An 18,541-nucleotide genomic window follows, 5' to 3' on the forward strand; every position below is an offset into this window, starting at 1 on the left:
AATGCACTGTGCAAAATGCACGACCATGCAGAATGCACGGCACACCTTGCCCAGCTAAATTCTAAGCTATTGATTTATAAAGATTTTCTAAAATCAAAAAGCTGGCACAGTCGCTGCACCTGTCACTCCATGTCTGCCACTAACAGTCAGGAGCTGATATGGACCTCATCCAGGAAAAATTCGCCTCGGTATTCTCCGCCTACGATGTCACCACCCAGGCGCGCCCCGATGGCGGAATTCTGCTGACCCTGCGGGCAGCCGACGGTACCCAGACCAAGCGCTCGATTTCTTATGCCCAGCTGCATAGCGCCGAACAACTGTCGTGGGCGATCAGTGCGATTCGCCGCGACCTGGCCGAGCAGGCCAGTGAGTTGCCGGTGATTTCGATGCTGCAAAGCCAGCAGCGGTTTGCCTTGCCGACTTATCGGTAACTTCGCGGGGGCAAGCCCGCTCCTACCTGTAGGAGCGGGCTTGCCCCGTGATGGCGTTTATCAGTCGTCAAGCCGCGGGAACATCTTGGCAATCGAATCGCCAGTAAACCGTACAAGCCCACCTTCCGGCCGGTTGAACACCCGGATCGCCACGAACCGCGGCTCCTCGCCCATGTCGAACCAGTGCCGAACCCCTGCCGGCACGCCGATCAAATCGCCCTTCTCGCACAACACCGCATAGATGTAGTCCTCGATCCGCAGGCTGACCAGCCCGCGCCCGGCGGCAAAAAAGTGCAGTCGCTCTTCGCCACAGGTGTGCTCATCGCGCAGGCTGGTATCCGCTTCGCGGCTTACCTCGACACGGGCGTAACCGGTCTCGGCTTTTAGCGCATCGATACTGGCTTGATAAGCGCCGATCAGTTGCTGGTCGCTGGCGCCCGCCTGAATCGGCGCGCCAGCCTGCCAACGGGCAAAACGCACGCCCTGCTCTTGCAGGGTCGCGGCGATGTCCTCCAGGTGAGTCAGTACCTTGTTTGGGGTGTCCGGGGTGGACTGGTGATACACGCTAAGGCTGCTCATCGGGGCAACTATCCTCTTTCATTCGAAGCGCAATGATAACGGCTGCAGCCAGGGCTGCGATGCTGGCAATACTAAAGGTGGTAGCCGGCCCCAGCAGGTTCCAGCTGTAACCCGAATACAGGGCGCCCAAGGCGCCGCCAGTGCCGGCCAGTGCGGCATATAACGCCTGCCCCTGACCTTGCTGGCGGGCCGCGAAGCTGCGTTGCACGAAGGCGATGGCGGCCGCGTGAAAACTGCCAAAGGTGGCCGCATGCAAGAGCTGGGCGAGCAACAGTACACCCAAATGTTCGGCAAAATTGCCGAGCAACGCCCAACGCACTGCCGCCAGGGCAAAGCTGGCCAGCAGCACCCGGCGCAGCGATACCCGCGCCAGAATCCAGCTCATGGCCAGGAACATCAGCACCTCGGCCACCACCCCCAGCGCCCAGAGCATGCCGATGGTGCCGCGGCTGTAGCCCAGGTGCTCAAGGTGCAGAGTCAGAAAGGTGTAGTACGGGCCGTGGCTCAGTTGCATCAGCGCCACGCACAGGTAAAACGCGGCAACCCCGGGGCTGGACAGTTGCTTGAGAAAGCCGCCGCCGCTGGCCCGCTCATTCTGCCCCGGCGGCTGGGCATTGGGCACCCAGAGGCTGGCCAGGACGATACCGGCCATGATAATCACCAGCGCCAGCGGGTAGATGTCCAGGCTCAGCCAGTCGAACAAGCGGCCAAGCCCGACTACGGTGAGGATGAAGCCGATCGACCCCCACAGGCGGATCTGGCTGTAACGCGCGGTCTGCCCCTGCAGATGGGCCAGGGTGATGACTTCAAACTGCGGCAATACCGCATGCCAGAAGAACGCATGCAGGGCCATTACCAGCGCCAGCCAGGCGTAGCTCTTGGCGAAGAAGATCAGCGAAAAGGTCGCCAGGGTCGACAACGCCCCCAGGCGCACGATCAGCAGGCGCTGGCCACTGCGGTCACCCAGCCAGCCCCACAGGTTGGGGGCCACGCAACGCATCAGCATGGGAATGGCGACCAGCTCGCCGATGCGCGCGCTGGAAAAACCCAGATGATCGAAATACAACGCCAGAAACGGCGCGGTCGAACCAAGCAAGGCGAAGTAGAACAGGTAGAAGCTGGACAGCCGCCAGTAGGGAATCGCCGCCACGGCTCAGCGAGCCGCAGCGCGATTGGCCGAGGCCGGCATTACAGCTGGCCCAGTACCGGGGTGTTCACGCGTACCTCGGCGTTCTGCCCGCGATGGCGCAGCAGGTGGTCCATCAGCACGATGGCCATCATCGCTTCGGCGATCGGCGTGGCGCGGATACCCACGCACGGGTCGTGACGGCCCTTGGTGATGACCTCGACCGGGTTGCCATCGACGTCGATGGAGCGGCCCGGGGTGGTGATGCTCGACGTCGGCTTGAGGGCCAGGTGGGCAACGATCGGCTGGCCGGAGGAAATACCGCCAAGAATGCCGCCGGCGTTGTTGCTGAGAAAACCCTCTGGGGTCAGCTCGTCACGGTGTTCGGTGCCGCGCTGGGCGACGCTGGCAAAACCTGCGCCGATCTCCACGCCTTTGACTGCGTTGATGCTCATCAGCGCATGGGCAAGCTCGGCGTCCAGGCGATCGAAGATCGGCTCGCCCAGGCCCGGCATGACCCCTTCGGCGACCACGGTGATCTTTGCCCCGACCGAATCCTGGTCACGGCGCAGCTGGTCCATGTAGGCCTCAAGCTCCGGGACCTTGTCCGGGTCGGGGCTGAAGAAGGCGTTCTGCTCCACCGAATCCCAGGTCTTGAAAGGGATTTCGATCGGACCGAGCTGGCTCATGTAGCCGCGTATGCGAATACCCTGGCTGGCCAGGTACTTCTTGGCGATGGCGCCGGCGGCCACGCGCATGGCGGTCTCGCGCGCCGAGCTGCGGCCACCGCCGCGGTAGTCGCGCTCACCGTACTTGTGGTGGTAGGTGTAGTCGGCGTGGGCCGGGCGGAACAGGTCCTTGATCGCCGAGTAGTCCTTGGACTTCTGGTCGGTGTTGCGAATCAGCAAGCCGATCGAGCAACCGGTGGTGCGGCCTTCGAACACACCCGAGAGGATTTCGACTTCGTCGGCTTCCTGGCGCTGGGTGGTGTGGCGGCTGGTGCCGGGCTTGCGCCGATCGAGGTCGTGCTGCAGGTCGGCCAGGGAAATTTCCAGGCCCGGCGGGCAGCCATCGACAATGGCGACCAACGCCGGACCATGGCTTTCGCCAGCGGTGGTGACAGTGAACAGCTTGCCGTAGGTATTGCCGGACATGCAGGACGCTCCGCGAATCAGCCAGATTTGAACAAGGCCGCCAGTATACGCAGGCTAACCATTCAGTTCATCCCTGACGGCGAACCTTCTGCGCTGGCCCCGGTCCAAACCGCACTCTCTCGATAGTGGCCTGATGATGTTGCGTATTGTTGCAGTAATCGCCCTGCTGTTCAGTGGTCTGGTCCAGGCTGCTGCCCCCGTCGTGTTCCAGCGCCCGCTCAGCCTCGATACCGGCAGCGGCGTGCTGCACGGCAGCCTGCTGTTGCCGCGCACCGAGCAGCCGCCACCGGTGGTGCTGATCATTGCTGGCTCCGGGCCGACCGATCGCGACGGCAACAACCCCTACGGCGGCAATACCGACAACCTCAAGCAACTGGCCCTGACCCTGGCGAAAAACAATATCGCCAGCGTGCGCTACGACAAGCGAGGCGTCGCCGCCAGCCTGGCTGCTACGCCGGATGAGCGTGACCTGACGGTGGAACGCTATGTTGCCGACGCGGTGGCCTGGAGCCAGAAAATCAAGGCCGACCCACGCTTCGGCCGCCTGGTCCTGCTCGGCCACAGCGAAGGTGCGCTGATCGCCAGCCTTGCCGCCGAGCACAGCGGCGCCAGCGCGGTGATCAGCATTGCCGGCAGCGGCTGGCCGATCGACAAGGCGCTGCGCGCGCAGATGTTTGACCGCATCCCCGGGCGCTACATGGCCAGTGCCCATGACATCCTTGACCGCTTGAAAAACGGCAAGACTTCTTCCCGCGTGCCGCTGCCACTGCAGGACGTCCTGCGCCCGAGCGTGCAGCCCTACCTGATTTCGCTGTTCCGCCAGGACCCGGCCGAGGCCTTCGCCAAGGTCAAGGTACCGGCATTGATCATCCAGGGCACCCATGACTTCCAGGTCGGTGTCGATAACGCCGAGATCCTCAAGGCGGCCAAGCCGGATGCCGAACTGGCGTTGATCAAGGGCATGAACCACATGCTGCGCATCGCCCCCGAAGAAATGAGCCAGCAACGCGACAGCTACCTTGACCCGCAACTGCCGCAAGCGGCCGAACTTGGCCAGCGCGTTGTCGACTTCATTCAGCGGTTGCCCGCCAGCTGAGGCCAATTCGCAGAAATTACGCCTCCAGTCCAGGCCAATCCTGCCGATAAAGCGGTGCTGGCATCGTCAATGCGACCAGCCCGCTGCGCACATGAGGATTGCCGTGATGACCGAAGCCGCCCCCCAGGACACCGCCGAGACGACTGCCGAGCAGGCAGCAGCGGAAGTTGCCCCCCTGCCCTGGGCCGATGTTACCCCCGAACATTTCCAGATGCTGCGCCTGGCGCCGTTGCCGACCGACCGCAACAGCGGTGCGCGGCCGCTGCGCTTTGTCCAGTACGGTTATGCCGAACGCCACAGCAAGCAGACCAGCCTGCTGCGCATGGCCATCCAGCTGCCGGCGCAAAAAGTGCGCAAGGAACAGAACCACCTCGATGTGTGGGTCGACCATGAAGAAAAGCATGTGACCTTCACGCCCGACACCGGCTTGCAGATCGAGCCGCTGAACCGCGGCCTGGGGCGCTTTCTGCTCAACCAGGCGGTGCAGTGGGCGCAGCGCAAGTGGCCGCACTACCGGGTCGAAGGTGCGGCCCTGCCAAGCAAGGATGCGCTCAACGAAGACACTCGCCTGCGCCGCGACCATGTGCTGCGCAGCCATGGCTTGGAGGTCGAGTACGCCGATGCCCAGCACCTGAAGGGGCGCTTCGTCGATGTCCAGGTTGGCGAGCTCAAGGGCGGCTGGAACACTGACAAGGTGCAGCGGGTCGAGATCCTCGATGCCGCGCAGATGCTGCAACAGGCCGAGCAGACCTTGCAGGAAAAAGAGGCGCAACTGCGCGAGCGTGACGAGCGGGTCAGCAAGTACCGCCGCGAAGACAGCGGGCTGCGCTTTACCATCACTTGCCTGGTGGCCTTTGCGGTGTTTCAGGCGGGGCTGTTGATCTGGATCGCGACTCACCGCTGAATCTATCGCGGGCCAAGCCCGCTCCTACAGGAGCGGGCTTGGTGCTTACACCTTCGAGGCAAACAGCCCCTGGTGCTGGCGGCACTGCTCAGCCGTGAGCATGAACACCCCGTGGCCGCCGCGCTCGAATTCCAGCCAGGCGAAATCTACCTCCGGGTACAACGCCTCGACATGCACCTGGCTGTTGCCCACCTCGACAATCAGCAACCCTTTGTCGGTCAGGTGATCGGCCGCTTCAGCCAGCATCCGTCGCACCAGGTCCAGGCCGTCGTTACCGCAGGCCAGGCCCAGCTCCGGCTCGTGGTGATATTCCTCGGGCATGTCGGCAAAGTCTTCGGCATCGACGTACGGCGGGTTGGACAGAATCAGGTCGAAACGCTGACCCGGCAGGCCGGCAAAACCGTCGCCCTGCACGGTATAGACGCGCTCTTCCAGGCCATGGCGCTCGATGTTCTGGTTGGCGACTTCCAGTGCCTCGAACGACAGGTCGGCCAGCACCACTTCAGCCTCGGGGAACACTTCGGCGCTGACGATGCCGATGCAGCCGGAGCCGGTGCACAGGTCAAGGATGCGCGCAGGTTCGCTGGCCAGCCACGGCTCGAAGCGTTTTTCGATCAGTTCGCCGATCGGTGAGCGCGGGATCAGCACGCGCTCGTCGACGATGAACGACAAGCCGCAGAACCACGCCTCGCCCAGCAGGTAGGCGGTCGGCACGCGGTCTTCGATGCGGCGCTTGAGCATGCGCTGCAGGTTGACCAGCTCGTCGTCTTCCAGCTGGCAGTCCAGGTAGGCATCGGCGACTTCCCAAGGCAGGTGCACCGAGCCCAGCACCAGCAGCCGCGCTTCATCCCAGGCGTTGTCGGCACCATGACCGAAAAACAGGCCATGCTCGTGGAAACGGCTGACGGCCCAACGGATATGATCGCGCAGGGTGCGCAAGCGAGAAGTGATCACAACAGACTCCTTGAAAGACGACCTGCGATTCTAACAGCCCGGCAAAAGAAATGATCGGCAAAAACACCCTGTAAGGATATCGCCAGGGTGGCTGCAGGCCACTAACGACGCTGCTTGTACGCGAAGCGATTCACATAACTGCTCAGGCAGGGGACAATAGGGTAAAAGCCCTATCCAAAGGAGCCCTTGATGTCTGTTCCAACGACGATGTTCCACCTCAGCGGCCGCGGCTATCCGCCGGCCAAGCTGAACAACGCCAGCCTGGTGATTATCGATGCGCAAAAGGAGTACCTCAGCGGTCCCCTGGCGCTGTCGGGCATGGACGCGGCCGTGGCCAACATCGCTAAAATGCTCGAGGCGGCCCGCAAGGCCGGGCGCCCGATCATCCACGTGCGTCACCTGGGTACCGTCGGCGGCATGTTCGACCCGCAGGGCCCACGCGGCGAATTCATCCCGGGCCTGGAGCCTGTGGGCGATGAAGTGATCATCGAAAAGCGCATGCCCAATGCCTTCAAGAACACCACCCTGCACGAGACCCTGCAAAAGTACGGGCACCTGGACCTGATCGTCTGCGGCTTCATGAGCCACTCCAGCGTCAGTACCACCGTGCGCCGGGCCAAAGACTACGGCTACCGCTGCACCCTGATCGAGGATGCCTGCGCCACCCGCGACCTGCCGTTCAAGGACGGCGTGATTGCAGCCGCGCAGATCCAGCAGAGCGAGATGGCGATCATGGCCGACAACTTTGCCTGCGTGGCACCAACCACCAGCCTGATCTGAGCGACCGCCCGGCAGCCGGGCGGAACCACCTCAAGGCTTTTCGGTCCAACGCCGGATATCCATAGAGGAAATCGGAATGAAAATATCCGATGGTTTTGATGCCAAACGCTTGCGCCCACGCACGCCCCGTAACTGGGGCATGCGCCTGGCGGCGGCGTTTTCGGCGTTGCTGGCAACCGCCGGCGTGCTCCTGGCCATGGCCGGCGCCGCCAGCCTGCTGGGCCACCCCGCTGCTCTGGGCGAGCTCAACGCCAACCCGGCCGGCGCCAGCGTCCTGCTGGGCCTTGGCCTGTTGCTGCTGTACCTGGGTGTGTGGTTCTGGCGCCGCAGCCGCTTGCGCCTGCGCCGCAGCCGCGAGCTCAACCTGTCACCGCACCTGATGAAAAAACACGATTGACTGCACGCTTTGGGGGAGTCGCGTAAACTACGCCGCCCTGGCGGAGGCTTACATGCAAGACGACGATTTTTCCCTGTTCAAAAGCGAGATGCGCGGCGTCAAGCCGATCACCCATGATCGCGCCGAAGTCGGCAAACCCAAGGCCGACCGCAAGAAACTGGCAAGCCTGCGCCAGGCCGCGACGGTCCGTAGCGACCAGACCGTGGTCGATGGCCTGTCGGACCAGTTTGTGATTGATGTCGGCCCCGAAGACGATCTGCACTGGAGCCGTGACGGCGTCCAGGAAAGCCAGATGCGCAAGCTCAAGCTCGGCCAGATCGGCTTCGAAGGCAGCCTCGACCTGCACGGCATGACCGTCGAAAAGGCCCGGGAAACCCTGTGGGCCTTCCTTGCCGAAGCCACCCGCTTCGAAGTGCGCTGCGTGCGCGTCACCCACGGCAAGGCAGTGCGCCTGGATGGCAAACGACCGATGATCAAGAGCCACGTCAACACCTGGCTGCGCCAGCACCCGCAAGTGCTCGGTTTTACCTCATGTCAGGCCCGCCATGGCGGTACTGGCGCGGTGTATGTCATGCTCAAGCGAACCATGCTCGAAGGCCGTGACGAGTAACGCCGTACTTGCAGCGCCGCCGTCGCCGCCGTACCCTTCGCGTTTGCGATAAATCCCACAGGTAGATCCATGTCCCTGGAACAGAACTACACCGCGATCCTTGGCCAGCTTGGCGAGGATGTCTCCCGCGAGGGCCTGCTCGACACGCCCAAGCGGGCTGCGAAGGCCATGCAGTACCTTTGCCGCGGTTATGAGCAAACCCTGGAAGAAGTGACTAACGGCGCCCTGTTCAGCTCCGATAACAGCGAAATGGTCCTGGTCAAGGACATCGAGCTGTACTCGCTGTGCGAACACCACATGCTGCCGTTCATCGGCAAGGCCCACGTGGCCTACATCCCTGACGGCAAGGTCCTGGGCCTGTCGAAGGTGGCGCGGATCGTCGACATGTACGCACGCCGCCTGCAGATCCAGGAAAACCTCAGCCGCCAGGTCGCCGAAGCGATCCAGCAGGTCACCGGCGCCCTGGGCGTTGCCGTGGTCATCGAGGCCAAGCACATGTGCATGATGATGCGCGGGGTGGAAAAACAGAACTCGACCATGATCACTTCGGTGATGCTCGGCGAATTCCGCGAAAACGCCGCGACCCGCAGCGAGTTTCTCAGCCTGATCAAGTAATCGGGCCAGACTGCAAGCCGACCTTTCGTGGTCGGCTTTTTTTATCCTTTGGAGTTGCCATGATCGTCAAAGCACTGCGTGTGGGCCTCGGCCAGTTGATTGTGTTCGGTGACTGGATCAGCCGCCCGGCCAAGCTCAAACGCGACCCGGCCGCCCAGGCCCTGGTCGAGCAACAGGCCAAGGGCCTGAGCCTGTACCAGTTTCATGCCTGCCCGTTCTGCGTGAAAACCCGCCGCACCCTGCACCGCCTGAACGTGCCGGTGGCACTGCGCGATGCCAAGAACAACCAACAGGATCGCCAGGCCCTGCTTGCCGAAGGCGGCAAGATCAAGGTGCCGTGCCTGCGTATCGAGGAAGACGGCAAGACCACCTGGATGTATGAATCCAAGGTGATCATCGACTACCTCAACAAGCGTTTTGCCGCCTGATCGCTTAACCGAGCATGGTCACATGACGGGGATGGCTGGCCACACGCTCCAGCCATGCCTGGATGCCAGGGTAGCCGTCGAGGTCAAAGCCGCCCTGGTGGGCGACATGGGTGTAGGCGTACAGCGCGACGTCGGCGATCGAATAGCGATCACCCACCAGGTAAGGCGTTAGCTGCAGTTGCTTCTCCATCACCCGCAGGGCCTTGTAGCCGCCTTTGTGCAGGGTCTTGTACTCCTCCAGCCGCTCTTGCGGCAGCCCCAGGTAAAACTGGATGAAGCGTGCCACGGCGATGTACGGCTCATGGCTGTACTGCTCGAAGAACTGCCATTGCAGCACCTGGGTGCGCAAGCGCGGTTCGGTGGGCAGGAACTCGCTACCATCGGCGAGGAAGTTGAGAATCGCGTTGGACTCCCACAGGTAGGTGCCATCCTCGAGTTCCAGCACCGGCACCTTGCCATTGGGGTTCATGGTCAGGAACTCAGGGGTTTCCGTCTCGCCCTTGAGGATATCCACCGAATGCCATTCATAAGGCAGGTCGAGCAGGTGCAACATGAGCTTGATCTTGTAGCAGTTGCCCGACTGGTAGTCGCCGTAAACCTTGTACATCGCTCCCCCTCTTCGTAATGCTGAATCGAACCCGCGCCCATAGTTGGCGACTGTACGGCTAATTGCAATGCCTGCTGTATGGCAAAGATCAACAGTACGCACGGTAGTCTGAAAAAACTGCTTACATCCAGAACAAGGAATGCCCCCATGCCCGACGCCACGTCTGCGCAATTGCGCCCTTTGGCCGACTCCTCGCCGTCTGCGGTGGTGGCCGGCTTCATCGCCATGCTCACCGGTTATACCAGCTCCCTGGTGCTGATGTTCCAGGCCGGCCAGGCTGCCGGCTTGACCACGGGGCAGATCTCGTCGTGGATCTGGGCGCTGTCGATCGGCATGGCGGTGTGCAGTATCGGCCTGTCGCTGCGCTATCGCACCCCGATCACTGTCGCCTGGTCGACCCCCGGCGCGGCACTGCTGATCACCAGCCTGGGCGGGGTCAGCTACGGCGAAGCGATCGGTGCCTATGTCACCTGCGCGGTGCTGGTGGTGATCTGCGGCATGACCGGCAGTTTCGAGCGCCTGGTCAAACGCATTCCGGCCTCGCTGGCCTCGGCATTGCTGGCCGGGATCCTGTTCAAGATCGGCAGCGAGATTTTCATTGCCGCCCAGCATCGGACCGCGCTGGTGCTGGGCATGTTCTTCAGCTACCTGTTGATCAAGCGCGTTTCGCCGCGCTACTCGGTATTGGCAGCGTTGGTGGTCGGCACGGTGCTGTCCGGGGCCATGGGCCTGCTGGATTTCAGCGGTTTCAGCCTGGAAGTGGCCACCCCGGTGTGGACCACGCCGAGTTTCTCTCTGGCGGCGACCATCAGCATCGGCATTCCGCTGTTCGTGGTGGCCATGACCTCGCAGAACATGCCCGGTGTCGCCGTGCTGCGCGCCGACGGCTACCAGGTGCCGGCCTCGCCGTTGATCACGGTGACCGGCCTGGCTTCATTGCTGCTGGCACCGTTCGGCTCCCACGGCGTCAACCTGGCCGCCATCAGTGCAGCGATCTGCACTGGCCCGCATGCCCATGAAGACCCCAGCAAACGCTACACCGCGGCCGTCTGGTGCGGGATTTTCTACGGCATCGCCGGGGTCTTCGGCGCCACCCTGGCGGCGCTGTTCGCCGCCCTGCCCAAGGAGCTGGTGCTGTCGATTGCCGCCCTGGCATTGTTCGGCTCGATCATGAATGGCCTGACCGTGGCGATGAACGAGGCCAGGGAGCGCGAGGCGGCGCTGATCACCTTCATGGTCACCGCCTCTGGCTTTACCCTGTTCTCGATCGGTTCGGCATTCTGGGGGATCGTCGCCGGGGTGCTGACCTTGATGATTCTCAACTGGCGTAAATAGTCGTAGGGACGCCGCTCCTACAGGCGAAAATGCCCGACCATCCCCTTCAAGTCATTGCCCAACTGCGCCAGCTCGATACTTGAGCTGGCATTGCCCTGCATGGCCAGCGCCGACTGATCGGCGCTGCTGCGGATCTGGGTGACGCTGCGGTTGATCTCCTCGGCTACCGAGCTTTGCTGCTGCGCCGCTGCGGCAATCTGCTGGTTCATCTGCTGGATCAATGACACTGCCGCGGCAATGCTGCCCAGGGCGCTTTCGGTGTGCAGGGCATCGCTGACGGCCAGCTTGACCAGCTCGGCACTGCCCTGGATCTGCGCCACCGAGGCCTGGGCACCGCTGCGCAAGCTGCTGACCAGGCGCTCGATCTCCTCGGTCGATTGCTGGGTACGCCGGGCCAGTGCCCGCACCTCGTCGGCGACCACGGCAAAACCGCGGCCCTGCTCGCCGGCCCGCGCGGCCTCGATGGCGGCGTTGAGCGCCAGCAGGTTGGTCTGCTCGGCGACGCTCTTGATCACTTCCAGCACCTGGCCGATGTTCTGCACTTCGCTGCTGAGGTTGTCGATGCTCTGGCTGGCTGATTCAGCAGAGCTCGCCAGTTGCTCGATGCGCTGCATGCTCTGGCGCACCACCTGCTGACCGCTCTCGACCTTGTCGTCCGCCGTTTGCGCCGCCAGGGCAGCCTCTTCGGCGTTGCGCGCAACATCATGCACGGTAGCGGTCATCTGCTGCATGGCGGTAGCTACCTGCTCGGTCTCATCCTTTTGGCTGTTGACCTCGCGATTGGTTTGCTCGGTAACCGCCGACAGCGACTGAGCATTGCTCGCCAATTGCTCGATACCGTTTTGCAGGCCACTGACGATGGCGCTCAAGCCCGAGCCCATCTGCTGCATGGCCAGCATCAGCTGACCGACCTCATCACGCCGATCGATACTGATTTCACCACGCAGGTCACCGGCGGCTATCTGCTGGGCGCGGCCCATCACCTGGCGCAGCGGCCCGACCACCGCACGGGTGATCAACCAGGCCGCCAGCACCCCGACCAGCAGCGCCATCAGCGCAGCGCCAAGGATCAGCACGGCATTGCGCTGCAGCTCGCCTTGCATGGCCTGGTCTTCAGCGATCCGGGCCTGGTCGACCTGGCGGGTGACCTGTTCGGCACGCGCTTGCAATTGCTGCTTGAGCTGCTGCTCACGGCCAAGCAGGTCGGTGTATTCAGCAAGTTTTTCAGTGAAACTGGCGATGTGCGTGCTGACCTCGCCGAGCACGGTCTGATAGCCAGCGTCGGTCACCGCGGTTTTCAATTGCTCGACCAGTGCTGCTGCCTGCTCGGTCTGTTCGATGCGGCCCTGGCGGGCATCGTCGGCGCCCTTGCGATTCTGCTCAAGACGCACGTGCGCTTCGTCCATGGCCTGCAGCATCAGCCGTGCGACTTGTGCCACCTGCCCGGCTTGCTCGACGAACTCGGCGCCCTGCTGGCCCTGGGTGTCCTTCAGGGTATAGGTGCCGTCGTCGGCGAGCCCGGACTGCAGCACATCCAGGTTGTTGGCCACGCTTGAGACCGACCAGCTGGCCATGTCCAGCGCCAGCTCCTTGGCCTGGGTCAGTTCGACGAACTGGTCAAAGGCCTGGCGGTAGTCGTTCAGCGCCTGTTCGACGCCGCTCAGTTGCACCAGCGTCCGGGCTTGCTCTTGCAGGGCGTCGAGGCGCTGGTGCACCGCGTCTACCGACTTGGGATCGGAGCGCAGGGCGAATGCCTGTTCCTGCAAGCGGGTATCAAGCAGCGCGGTATTGAGCGCCGCCATCTGCTTCAAGCCATCGAAGCGCTGTCCGACGCCGTGCAGGGCGGCAACCCCCGCTGCCGCCACCACCGCCGTCAGCAGTAGCACCAGGGCAAAGCCCAGCCCGAGTTTGCGGGCCATGCCCAGGTTGGCGAAAAAACCACGCTTGGCCGAACTCATCGCACTCCCCCCCTGCTGCCCGCAAATGCATCAAGCCTCAAGAGTGGCAATGGCACGGCCAGCGGCACAAGATCCCGGCGTCGGAATAATGGCAAAAAGCTACAGTTGCGTCGTTTTCAGGACTGCCGAGGTCGTCCGGCGCGCTGAAAGAACGCCTGCGCGCGCTGGTCCTGGGCATAGGCGACATTAATCCGCAGCCAGTCACAGGCAGCGCCCTGGGGGGCAAAGGCACTGCCCGGCGCCAACAGCACCGAACAGGCCTGGGCCTCGCGGCTGAGCTCGGCAAAACTGCGTCCCGGGCAGCGCGCCCAGACAAACATGCCGCCATAGGGCTCGGTAAATACCTCCCAGCCATAGGCCTCCAGTTGGCCCAGCGCCTTGGCCATGTGCTGGGCCAGGCGCAGGCGCAGACGCGCCGTGCTTTTGCGGTAGCTGCCGTTGCCGAGCATTTGCGCCACCACCTGCTCGGTAAACCGCGAAGTCCCCAGGCCACTGACCATTTTCAATTCCGCCAGGCGCGCAACCAGTTCCGCCCTGGCCACCAGGTAGCCAACCCGCAGCGAACTGCTCAGGGTCTTGGAAAAGCTCGCCAGGTAAATCACCCGCTGTTCAGCGTCCAGGGTTGCCAGACGCGTCACCGCACCGTCCTGAAAGTCCGCGTAGATGTCGTCCTCGATGATCAGCAGGTCATGTTCGCGTGCCAGCTCCAGCAAGCGATAGGCGACCTTGGGCGACAGGCTGCTGCCGGTGGGGTTCTGGTACAGGCTGTTGATGTACAGGCAACGTGGCCGGTGCTGCTTGAGCAGCGCCTCGAGCACCTGCAGATCAGGCCCCTGCGGGGTACGCGGCACTTCGAGCATGTCGACGTGATGCTGGCGCAACAGGCTGTAGAGGTTGTAGTAGCCCGGGCTTTCCACCAGCACCTTGTCGCCGGGCTTGAGCAACGTGCGCACCAGCAAATCGAGGGCATGGCTGGCGCCCTGGGTGGTGAGGATCTGCTCGGGCGCGGCGTCGATGCCGATCTGCCCCAGGCCCTTGTGCAGCTGGGTACGCAGGCTGGCCAGCCCCAGTGGCGGGCAATAGTCGATCAAGTCCTCGACCGCGCCGCGGCTGACCTGGCGCAGCGCCTGGGCAATGGCTTCGGTAGCGCGCCAGCTGGAAGGTACCCAGCCACAGCAGAGCTTGAGCAACTCGCCGGGGTCATCGGTGAACTGCTGCCAGCGGCTGTCGAAGGCCTCGTCATGGATCGGCTGATCAACCAGCGGCGCCTGCAGGCGCTGTTCGGCGACGAAGAATCCGGCGCCATGGCGCGCCTGCAGCCAGCCCGCCGCCACCAACCGGTCGTAGGCTTCGATCACGCAGGACTGGCTGACACCCTGCTCGCGGGCCAGTTGGCGAATCGACGGCAAGCGGCTACCCGGGCGCAGGCGCTGGTGTTCGATCCAGGCCTGCAATTGCTCGCTCAGTTGCTGCACGAGCGGGCGGGAGGAGTGGCGATCGAGGCTCAGGTGCATGGCAAAGTGTTCGCTGATTTTGTCCGAACAGTTAACCACAAAACCCTCGCCAGTGTGCCTTGTGACGCCCAGGCGATCACCGGATAGTCGGCCCATCGACAAGGAGCCGAACCATGCCCACCCCGCGCCACCCCGCCCTCCTGGCCTTCGCCCTGTGCCTGATCACCTTTGCGGTCAACCTGCAGGCACCGCTGTACACCGCTTACGCCGAGCTTTCCGGTGAGGGCGCCGGGGCCACGGCCATGGCCTTCTGCGGGTATGTGCTGGGGGTAATCCCGGTACTGCTGTTGCTCGGTGGCCTGGCCGACCGGGTCGGGCGGCGGCCGCTGATCCTCATCGCCCTGGCCCTGTCGATGCTTGCCACCTTGCTCATGCTCTTGGCGCCGGGGCTAAAGACCCTGGGCCTGGCGCGCCTGCTGCTGGGCATCGGCACTGCGCTGGCGTCGGCCACCGGCACTGCCTACATGGGCGAACTGATGCACGGCGGCGACAACCGCCATGCCGCCACCTGGGTCACCGCCAGCACTTCGCTGGGCTTTGGCCTCGGCGCGGCGCTGACCAGCCTGTTCCTGCTCAATGGCCCAAGCCTGACCCCGGGCAGCTTCTATCTGCACCTGGCGCTGGCCTGCCTGGCGATGCTGGCGGTATGGCAATTGCCCGACCGGCGCCTGGCCCCACCTGCCGCGCTGATGCGCCTGCCCTGCTACCCGGCCGGCAGCCTGCCCTACGGTTTGGCAATTCTGCTGGCCTGGGCCTGTGTCGGCCTGGTGATTGCCTTGCTGCCGTCGATCCTCAAACAGCATGGCCTGGCCAACTGGTCGGGGTTCTCGACCTTTTGCGTGATCAGTTGCGGGTTGTTGTTCCAGCCCCTGGCCAAGCGCCTGGCGCCGGTGCGGGCCACGGCCATTGGCCTGGTGATCTTGCCCTGCAGCTACGCGCTGCTGGCCTGGGGCGCCGACAGCGGCGCGCTGGCGGCAGTGCTGCCGGGCACCATCGCCGCCAGCAGTGCCTGTTATGGCTTTATTTACCTGGGCGGGCTGTCAGCGGTGAACACCCTGGCGGGCGAGGAAAAAACCCGCGCCAGCGCAGGCTTCTTCCTGTTGGCCTACATGGGCTTCAGCCTGCCAGTCATCCTTACCGGGCTGCTGGTCGATCGCCTCGGCCCGGGTAATGCCCTGCTGGTGTTCGGCCTGGTGTTAGTGGTTGGCTGCCTGCTGGTGGGCCTGGCCCTGGCACGCAGCCACAAGGCGCTCGCTCTGCCTGCGCTGGCAGGCGTCAAATAGCCGTGGCGCCGCCATCGACTGCCAGGGCCTGGCCCGTTGTAAACGCCGCACCATCGCTGCACAGGTAAAGCACCGCACTGGCGATCTCCTCGACCTTGCCGATGCGCCCGACCGGGTGCATGGCAGCGGCGAACTCGGCCTTGCGCGGGTCGGCCTCATAGGCGCGGCGGAACATGTCGGTGTCGATCACCGCCGGGCACACGGCGTTGACGCGAATCTTCTTCTTGGCGTACTCGATGGCCGCCGATTTGCTCAGGCCGATCACCGCATGCTTGGAAGCGCTGTAGATGCTCATCTTCGGCGCGGCGCCAAGGCCGGCCACCGATGCCGTATTGACGATGGCGCCGCCGCCCTGGGCGAGCATCAACGGCAACTGGTACTTCATGCACAACCACACACCCTTGACGTTGACGCCCATGATCGCGTCGAACTCGGCCTCGCTGCCTTCGGCCAGGCGGCCCTGCTCGATCTCGATGCCGGCGTTGTTAAAGGCGTAGTCCAGGCGCCCGTAAGCCTCGACCGTGCGCCCCATCAACTGCCGCACATCGGCCTCGCGGGTGACGTTGCAACTGACGAACAGCGCCTCGCCGCCGCTGTTGCGGATCAGCTCGACCGTGCCTTCGCCACCTACGGCATCAAGGTCGGCCACCACCACTTTCAAGCCCTCGGCGGCAAACGCCAGCGCCGTCGCCCGGCCAATCCCCGCAGCACCACCGGTGACCAGGGCAACCTGGCCAGAAAAACGCATGCTCATCGCTAGCTCCTGCAACAAAGTGAGGTCAGTGATCAGGAGTCTAGGCAGCGATCCGCGCCATTGGGCAGCATCATCAGGGCGCCGGTTGGTGCACTATCGGCCTGGGTGATTGTCTTCCCCAGTATCAATCAGCGCAGTGGATTACCGTGCATTCGCCAGGCGGGTAAACCTTGCCGCCTGGCCAAACAAGGTCTATCAACAAGCATTGCCCTTCAATCGAGAGCCTTGCCATGACTGCCCAGACCAACCGCCGCTTCCTGCTCGCCAAACGCCCGACCGGCGCCGTGACCCGCGACGACTTCAGCTACGAACAGGTGCCGGTGGCCGAACCTGGCGAAGGCCAGATCCTGGTAAAAAACCTGTATCTATCCCTGGACCCGGCCATGCGCGGCTGGATGAACGAAGGCAAGTCGTATATCCCGCCAGTGGCCCTGGGCCAGGTGATGCGCGCCCTGGGCGTCGGCGAGGTGATTGCCTCGAAACACCCGGGCTACGCCGTCGGCGATCACGTCAACGGCGCCCTGGGTATCCAGGACTATTTTGTCGGCGAGCCCCAGGGCTTCTACAAGATCGATCCGAAACTGGCGCCGCTGCCGCGCTACCTGTCCGCGCTGGGCATGACCGGCATGACCGCCTACTTCGCCCTGCTCGACGTCGGCACCCCGAAAGAAGGCGATACCGTGGTAATTTCCGGTGCTGCGGGCGCGGTCGGCAGCATTGCCGGGCAGATCGCCAGGCTCAAGGGCTGTCGTGTAGTGGGTATCGCCGGCGGCAGCGAAAAGTGCCAGTACCTTAAAGATGAACTGGGTTTTGACGGGGTCATCGACTACAAAGCAGAGGACGTCCTGGAAGGCCTCAAGCGCGAATGCCCGAAAGGCGTCGATGTGTTTTTCGACAACGTCGGCGGCGAGATTCTCGATGCCGTGCTCAGCCGTCTGAACTTCAAGGCGCGAGTGATCATCTGTGGCGCCATCAGCCAGTACAACAACAAGCAGGCGGTCAAGGGCCCGGCCAACTACCTGTCACTGTTGGTCAACCGTGCACGCATGGAAGGTTTCGTGGTCATGGACCATGCCGCCAACTACGGTAAGGCGGCACAGGAGATCGCCGGCTGGCTGGCAACCGGCAAGGTGAAGAGCAAGGAGGATGTGGTCGAAGGCCTGGAAACCTTCCCCGAGACACTGTTGAAGCTGTTCAGCGGGGAAAATTTCGGCAAGCTGGTGCTTAAGCCCTGATCTCGGCGACCACTGCTGCCAGCGCCTGGGCAGGGTCGGCGGCCTGGCTGATCGGGCGACCGATCACCAGGTAGTCGGAGCCGGCATCCAGGGCCTGGCGCGGGGTCAGGATGCGGCGCTGGTCGTCCTGGGCGCTGCCGGCCGGACGAATGCCCGGGGTCACCAGTTGCAGTGACGGGTGCGCAGCCTTCAGCGCCGGCGCTTCCAGCGCAGAGCACACCAGGCCGTCCATGCCGGCCTTCTCGGCCAGGGCCGCCAGACGTAGCACCTGCTCCTGCGGCTCGATGTCCAGGCCAATACCGGCCAGGTCTTCGCGCTCCATGCTGGTCAGCACCGTCACGCCGATCAGCAGCGGCTGCGGGCCGCTGCGCTGGGCCAGCACCTCACGGCAGGCCGACATCATGCGCAGACCACCGGAGCAGTGCACGTTGACCATCCACACGCCCATCTCCGCGGCGGCCTTGACGGCCATGGCGGTGGTGTTGGGGATATCGTGGAACTTCAGGTCGAGGAACACTTCGAAGCCCTTCTCGACCAGGGTTTCGACAATGCCCGATGCGCTGCTGGTGAACAGCTCCTTGCCGACCTTGACCCGGCACAGGGCGGGATCGAGCTGATCGGCCAGCTTCAGGGCGGCGTCACGGGTAGGGAAATCCAGGGCGACGATGATGGGCGTCTGGCAGGCGGACATGGGCGGGTCTCTTGGCAAGTCTTGAACGGCGCGCATTGTAAACGAAGCGGCGGCCCGTGGGGGGCCGATGATCGCGAAATGGCCGCGGCC

At 63.7% G+C, this 18,541-nt stretch carries 20 protein-coding genes and 1 pseudogene; 11 read left to right on the forward strand and 10 right to left on the reverse strand.

What is annotated here, in order from left to right; genetic code table 11:
* The first annotated feature begins 158 nt into the window (after positions 1-158).
* Complete coding sequence (locus LOY34_RS19815; protein ID WP_045195296.1) at positions 159-431, forward strand: DUF3509 domain-containing protein; 273 nt, start codon at positions 159-161, stop codon at positions 429-431.
* Positions 432-491: 60 nt separating this feature from the next.
* On the opposite strand, the gene LOY34_RS19820 is transcribed toward LOY34_RS19815, so the two are convergent.
* The 3 genes from LOY34_RS19820 to aroC are packed head-to-tail and all read right to left on the reverse strand — an operon-like array spanning position 492 to position 3,290.
* Positions 492-1,010, reverse strand: a complete 519-nt coding sequence (locus tag LOY34_RS19820; protein WP_195884783.1) for an acireductone dioxygenase — start codon at positions 1,008-1,010, stop codon at positions 492-494.
* On the reverse strand, positions 997-2,160 hold the full coding sequence (locus LOY34_RS19825) for an MFS transporter (protein WP_045195299.1): 1,164 nt from the start codon (positions 2,158-2,160) through the stop codon (positions 997-999). The genes LOY34_RS19820 and LOY34_RS19825 overlap by 14 nt, the downstream gene beginning before the upstream one ends.
* A gap of 38 nt (positions 2,161-2,198) precedes the next feature.
* On the reverse strand, positions 2,199-3,290 hold the full coding sequence (aroC, locus tag LOY34_RS19830; protein ID WP_045195301.1) for a chorismate synthase: 1,092 nt from the start codon (positions 3,288-3,290) through the stop codon (positions 2,199-2,201).
* A 133-nt stretch (positions 3,291-3,423) separates the two neighbouring features.
* Between aroC and LOY34_RS19835 the strand changes: the two genes are divergently transcribed.
* Together LOY34_RS19835 and LOY34_RS19840 are read left to right on the forward strand one after the other, a co-directional pair.
* The gene (locus LOY34_RS19835; RefSeq protein WP_045195303.1) at positions 3,424-4,386 is read left to right on the forward strand and encodes an alpha/beta hydrolase; all 963 of its coding nucleotides are present in this window, start codon (positions 3,424-3,426) and stop codon (positions 4,384-4,386) included.
* Positions 4,387-4,492: 106 nt separating this feature from the next.
* Entirely contained in the window at positions 4,493-5,290 is a 798-nt protein-coding gene (locus LOY34_RS19840) for a hypothetical protein (RefSeq protein WP_045195305.1), read from the forward strand.
* A 45-nt stretch (positions 5,291-5,335) separates the two neighbouring features.
* On the opposite strand, the gene prmB is transcribed toward LOY34_RS19840, so the two are convergent.
* The gene (prmB, locus tag LOY34_RS19845) at positions 5,336-6,244 is read right to left on the reverse strand and encodes a 50S ribosomal protein L3 N(5)-glutamine methyltransferase (RefSeq protein WP_045195306.1); all 909 of its coding nucleotides are present in this window, start codon (positions 6,242-6,244) and stop codon (positions 5,336-5,338) included.
* Between the two features lie 189 nt (positions 6,245-6,433).
* Between prmB and LOY34_RS19850 the strand changes: the two genes are divergently transcribed.
* From LOY34_RS19850 to LOY34_RS19870, 5 genes are all read left to right on the forward strand, one after another.
* Positions 6,434-7,024, forward strand: coding sequence for a cysteine hydrolase family protein (locus LOY34_RS19850; RefSeq protein ID WP_045195307.1), 591 nt, complete (start codon positions 6,434-6,436; stop codon positions 7,022-7,024).
* Between the two features lie 76 nt (positions 7,025-7,100).
* Positions 7,101-7,421, forward strand: coding sequence for a hypothetical protein (locus LOY34_RS19855; RefSeq protein WP_045195308.1), 321 nt, complete (start codon positions 7,101-7,103; stop codon positions 7,419-7,421).
* A 52-nt stretch (positions 7,422-7,473) separates the two neighbouring features.
* Positions 7,474-8,031, forward strand: a complete 558-nt coding sequence (locus tag LOY34_RS19860; RefSeq protein WP_038994072.1) for a Smr/MutS family protein — start codon at positions 7,474-7,476, stop codon at positions 8,029-8,031.
* Between the two features lie 69 nt (positions 8,032-8,100).
* On the forward strand, positions 8,101-8,646 hold the full coding sequence (gene folE / locus LOY34_RS19865) for a GTP cyclohydrolase I FolE (protein ID WP_045195310.1): 546 nt from the start codon (positions 8,101-8,103) through the stop codon (positions 8,644-8,646).
* Positions 8,647-8,705: 59 nt separating this feature from the next.
* On the forward strand, positions 8,706-9,074 hold the full coding sequence (locus LOY34_RS19870; protein WP_045195311.1) for a glutathione S-transferase N-terminal domain-containing protein: 369 nt from the start codon (positions 8,706-8,708) through the stop codon (positions 9,072-9,074).
* Between the two features lie 4 nt (positions 9,075-9,078).
* Here LOY34_RS19870 and LOY34_RS19875 read toward each other — a convergent pair whose 3' ends face one another.
* The gene (locus LOY34_RS19875; RefSeq protein WP_045195312.1) at positions 9,079-9,681 is read right to left on the reverse strand and encodes a glutathione S-transferase family protein; all 603 of its coding nucleotides are present in this window, start codon (positions 9,679-9,681) and stop codon (positions 9,079-9,081) included.
* Positions 9,682-9,828: 147 nt separating this feature from the next.
* On the opposite strand from LOY34_RS19875, the gene LOY34_RS19880 reads away from it, so the two are divergent.
* Positions 9,829-11,016, forward strand: coding sequence for a benzoate/H(+) symporter BenE family transporter (locus LOY34_RS19880; protein WP_045195313.1), 1,188 nt, complete (start codon positions 9,829-9,831; stop codon positions 11,014-11,016).
* A 17-nt stretch (positions 11,017-11,033) separates the two neighbouring features.
* Here the strand turns inward: LOY34_RS19880 and LOY34_RS27590 are convergent, their stop codons facing one another.
* The 3 genes and pseudogenes from LOY34_RS27590 to LOY34_RS19890 all read right to left on the reverse strand — a co-directional run bounded on the left by LOY34_RS27590 (position 11,034) and on the right by LOY34_RS19890 (position 14,488).
* Positions 11,034-11,915 (reverse strand): methyl-accepting chemotaxis protein, encoded by an 882-nt coding sequence (locus tag LOY34_RS27590; protein WP_408980601.1) that lies wholly within the window; start codon positions 11,913-11,915, stop codon positions 11,034-11,036.
* Positions 11,895-12,974: pseudogene (locus tag LOY34_RS27595) on the reverse strand (HAMP domain-containing protein); the annotation flags it as partial. The gene LOY34_RS27590 and the pseudogene LOY34_RS27595, both read right to left, overlap by 21 nt.
* Positions 12,975-13,090: 116 nt before the next feature.
* Positions 13,091-14,488, reverse strand: a complete 1,398-nt coding sequence (locus LOY34_RS19890; protein WP_195886039.1) for a PLP-dependent aminotransferase family protein — start codon at positions 14,486-14,488, stop codon at positions 13,091-13,093.
* 113 nt (positions 14,489-14,601) lie between these two features.
* Between LOY34_RS19890 and LOY34_RS19895 the strand changes: the two genes are divergently transcribed.
* Positions 14,602-15,771: an MFS transporter gene (locus tag LOY34_RS19895; protein WP_195884786.1), complete on the forward strand. Its 1,170-nt coding sequence runs from the start codon at positions 14,602-14,604 to the stop codon at positions 15,769-15,771.
* On the opposite strand, the gene LOY34_RS19900 is transcribed toward LOY34_RS19895, so the two are convergent.
* A complete protein-coding gene (locus tag LOY34_RS19900; RefSeq protein WP_045195319.1) occupies positions 15,764-16,525 on the reverse strand; it encodes an SDR family oxidoreductase in 762 nt (253 codons plus the stop codon). The two genes, LOY34_RS19895 and LOY34_RS19900, sit on opposite strands and share 8 nt — an antisense overlap.
* A gap of 230 nt (positions 16,526-16,755) precedes the next feature.
* On the opposite strand from LOY34_RS19900, the gene LOY34_RS19905 reads away from it, so the two are divergent.
* Positions 16,756-17,760 carry an NADP-dependent oxidoreductase gene (locus LOY34_RS19905; RefSeq protein ID WP_195884787.1) on the forward strand — a complete coding sequence of 335 codons (1,005 nt, stop codon included), beginning with the start codon at positions 16,756-16,758 and terminating at the stop codon, positions 17,758-17,760.
* Here LOY34_RS19905 and pyrF read toward each other — a convergent pair.
* Positions 17,750-18,451 (reverse strand): orotidine-5'-phosphate decarboxylase, encoded by a 702-nt coding sequence (gene pyrF / locus LOY34_RS19910; protein ID WP_038994059.1) that lies wholly within the window; start codon positions 18,449-18,451, stop codon positions 17,750-17,752. The two genes, LOY34_RS19905 and pyrF, sit on opposite strands and share 11 nt — an antisense overlap.
* Positions 18,452-18,541 lie beyond the last annotated feature (90 nt).

The organism is Pseudomonas sp. B21-009, from assembly GCF_024749345.1.
In the GTDB taxonomy this organism is placed as follows: Bacteria; Pseudomonadota; Gammaproteobacteria; order Pseudomonadales; family Pseudomonadaceae; genus Aquipseudomonas.

Coding starts and splice junctions, on each gene's coding strand:
- LOY34_RS19815 (WP_045195296.1), top strand. CDS start 159: ATGGACCTCATCCAGGAAAAATTCGCCTCGGTATTCTCCGCCTACGAT.
- LOY34_RS19820 (WP_195884783.1), bottom strand. CDS start 1,010: ATGAGCAGCCTTAGCGTGTATCACCAGTCCACCCCGGACACCCCAAAC.
- aroC (WP_045195301.1), bottom strand. CDS start 3,290: ATGTCCGGCAATACCTACGGCAAGCTGTTCACTGTCACCACCGCTGGC.
- LOY34_RS19835 (WP_045195303.1), top strand. CDS start 3,424: ATGATGTTGCGTATTGTTGCAGTAATCGCCCTGCTGTTCAGTGGTCTG.
- LOY34_RS19840 (WP_045195305.1), top strand. CDS start 4,493: ATGACCGAAGCCGCCCCCCAGGACACCGCCGAGACGACTGCCGAGCAG.
- LOY34_RS19850 (WP_045195307.1), top strand. CDS start 6,434: ATGTCTGTTCCAACGACGATGTTCCACCTCAGCGGCCGCGGCTATCCG.
- LOY34_RS19855 (WP_045195308.1), top strand. CDS start 7,101: ATGAAAATATCCGATGGTTTTGATGCCAAACGCTTGCGCCCACGCACG.
- LOY34_RS19860 (WP_038994072.1), top strand. CDS start 7,474: ATGCAAGACGACGATTTTTCCCTGTTCAAAAGCGAGATGCGCGGCGTC.
- folE (WP_045195310.1), top strand. CDS start 8,101: ATGTCCCTGGAACAGAACTACACCGCGATCCTTGGCCAGCTTGGCGAG.
- LOY34_RS19870 (WP_045195311.1), top strand. CDS start 8,706: ATGATCGTCAAAGCACTGCGTGTGGGCCTCGGCCAGTTGATTGTGTTC.
- LOY34_RS19875 (WP_045195312.1), bottom strand. CDS start 9,681: ATGTACAAGGTTTACGGCGACTACCAGTCGGGCAACTGCTACAAGATC.
- LOY34_RS19880 (WP_045195313.1), top strand. CDS start 9,829: ATGCCCGACGCCACGTCTGCGCAATTGCGCCCTTTGGCCGACTCCTCG.
- LOY34_RS27590 (WP_408980601.1), bottom strand. CDS start 11,915: ATGCTGGCCATGCAGCAGATGGGCTCGGGCTTGAGCGCCATCGTCAGT.
- LOY34_RS19890 (WP_195886039.1), bottom strand. CDS start 14,488: ATGCACCTGAGCCTCGATCGCCACTCCTCCCGCCCGCTCGTGCAGCAA.
- LOY34_RS19895 (WP_195884786.1), top strand. CDS start 14,602: ATGCCCACCCCGCGCCACCCCGCCCTCCTGGCCTTCGCCCTGTGCCTG.
- LOY34_RS19900 (WP_045195319.1), bottom strand. CDS start 16,525: ATGAGCATGCGTTTTTCTGGCCAGGTTGCCCTGGTCACCGGTGGTGCT.
- LOY34_RS19905 (WP_195884787.1), top strand. CDS start 16,756: ATGACTGCCCAGACCAACCGCCGCTTCCTGCTCGCCAAACGCCCGACC.
- pyrF (WP_038994059.1), bottom strand. CDS start 18,451: ATGTCCGCCTGCCAGACGCCCATCATCGTCGCCCTGGATTTCCCTACC.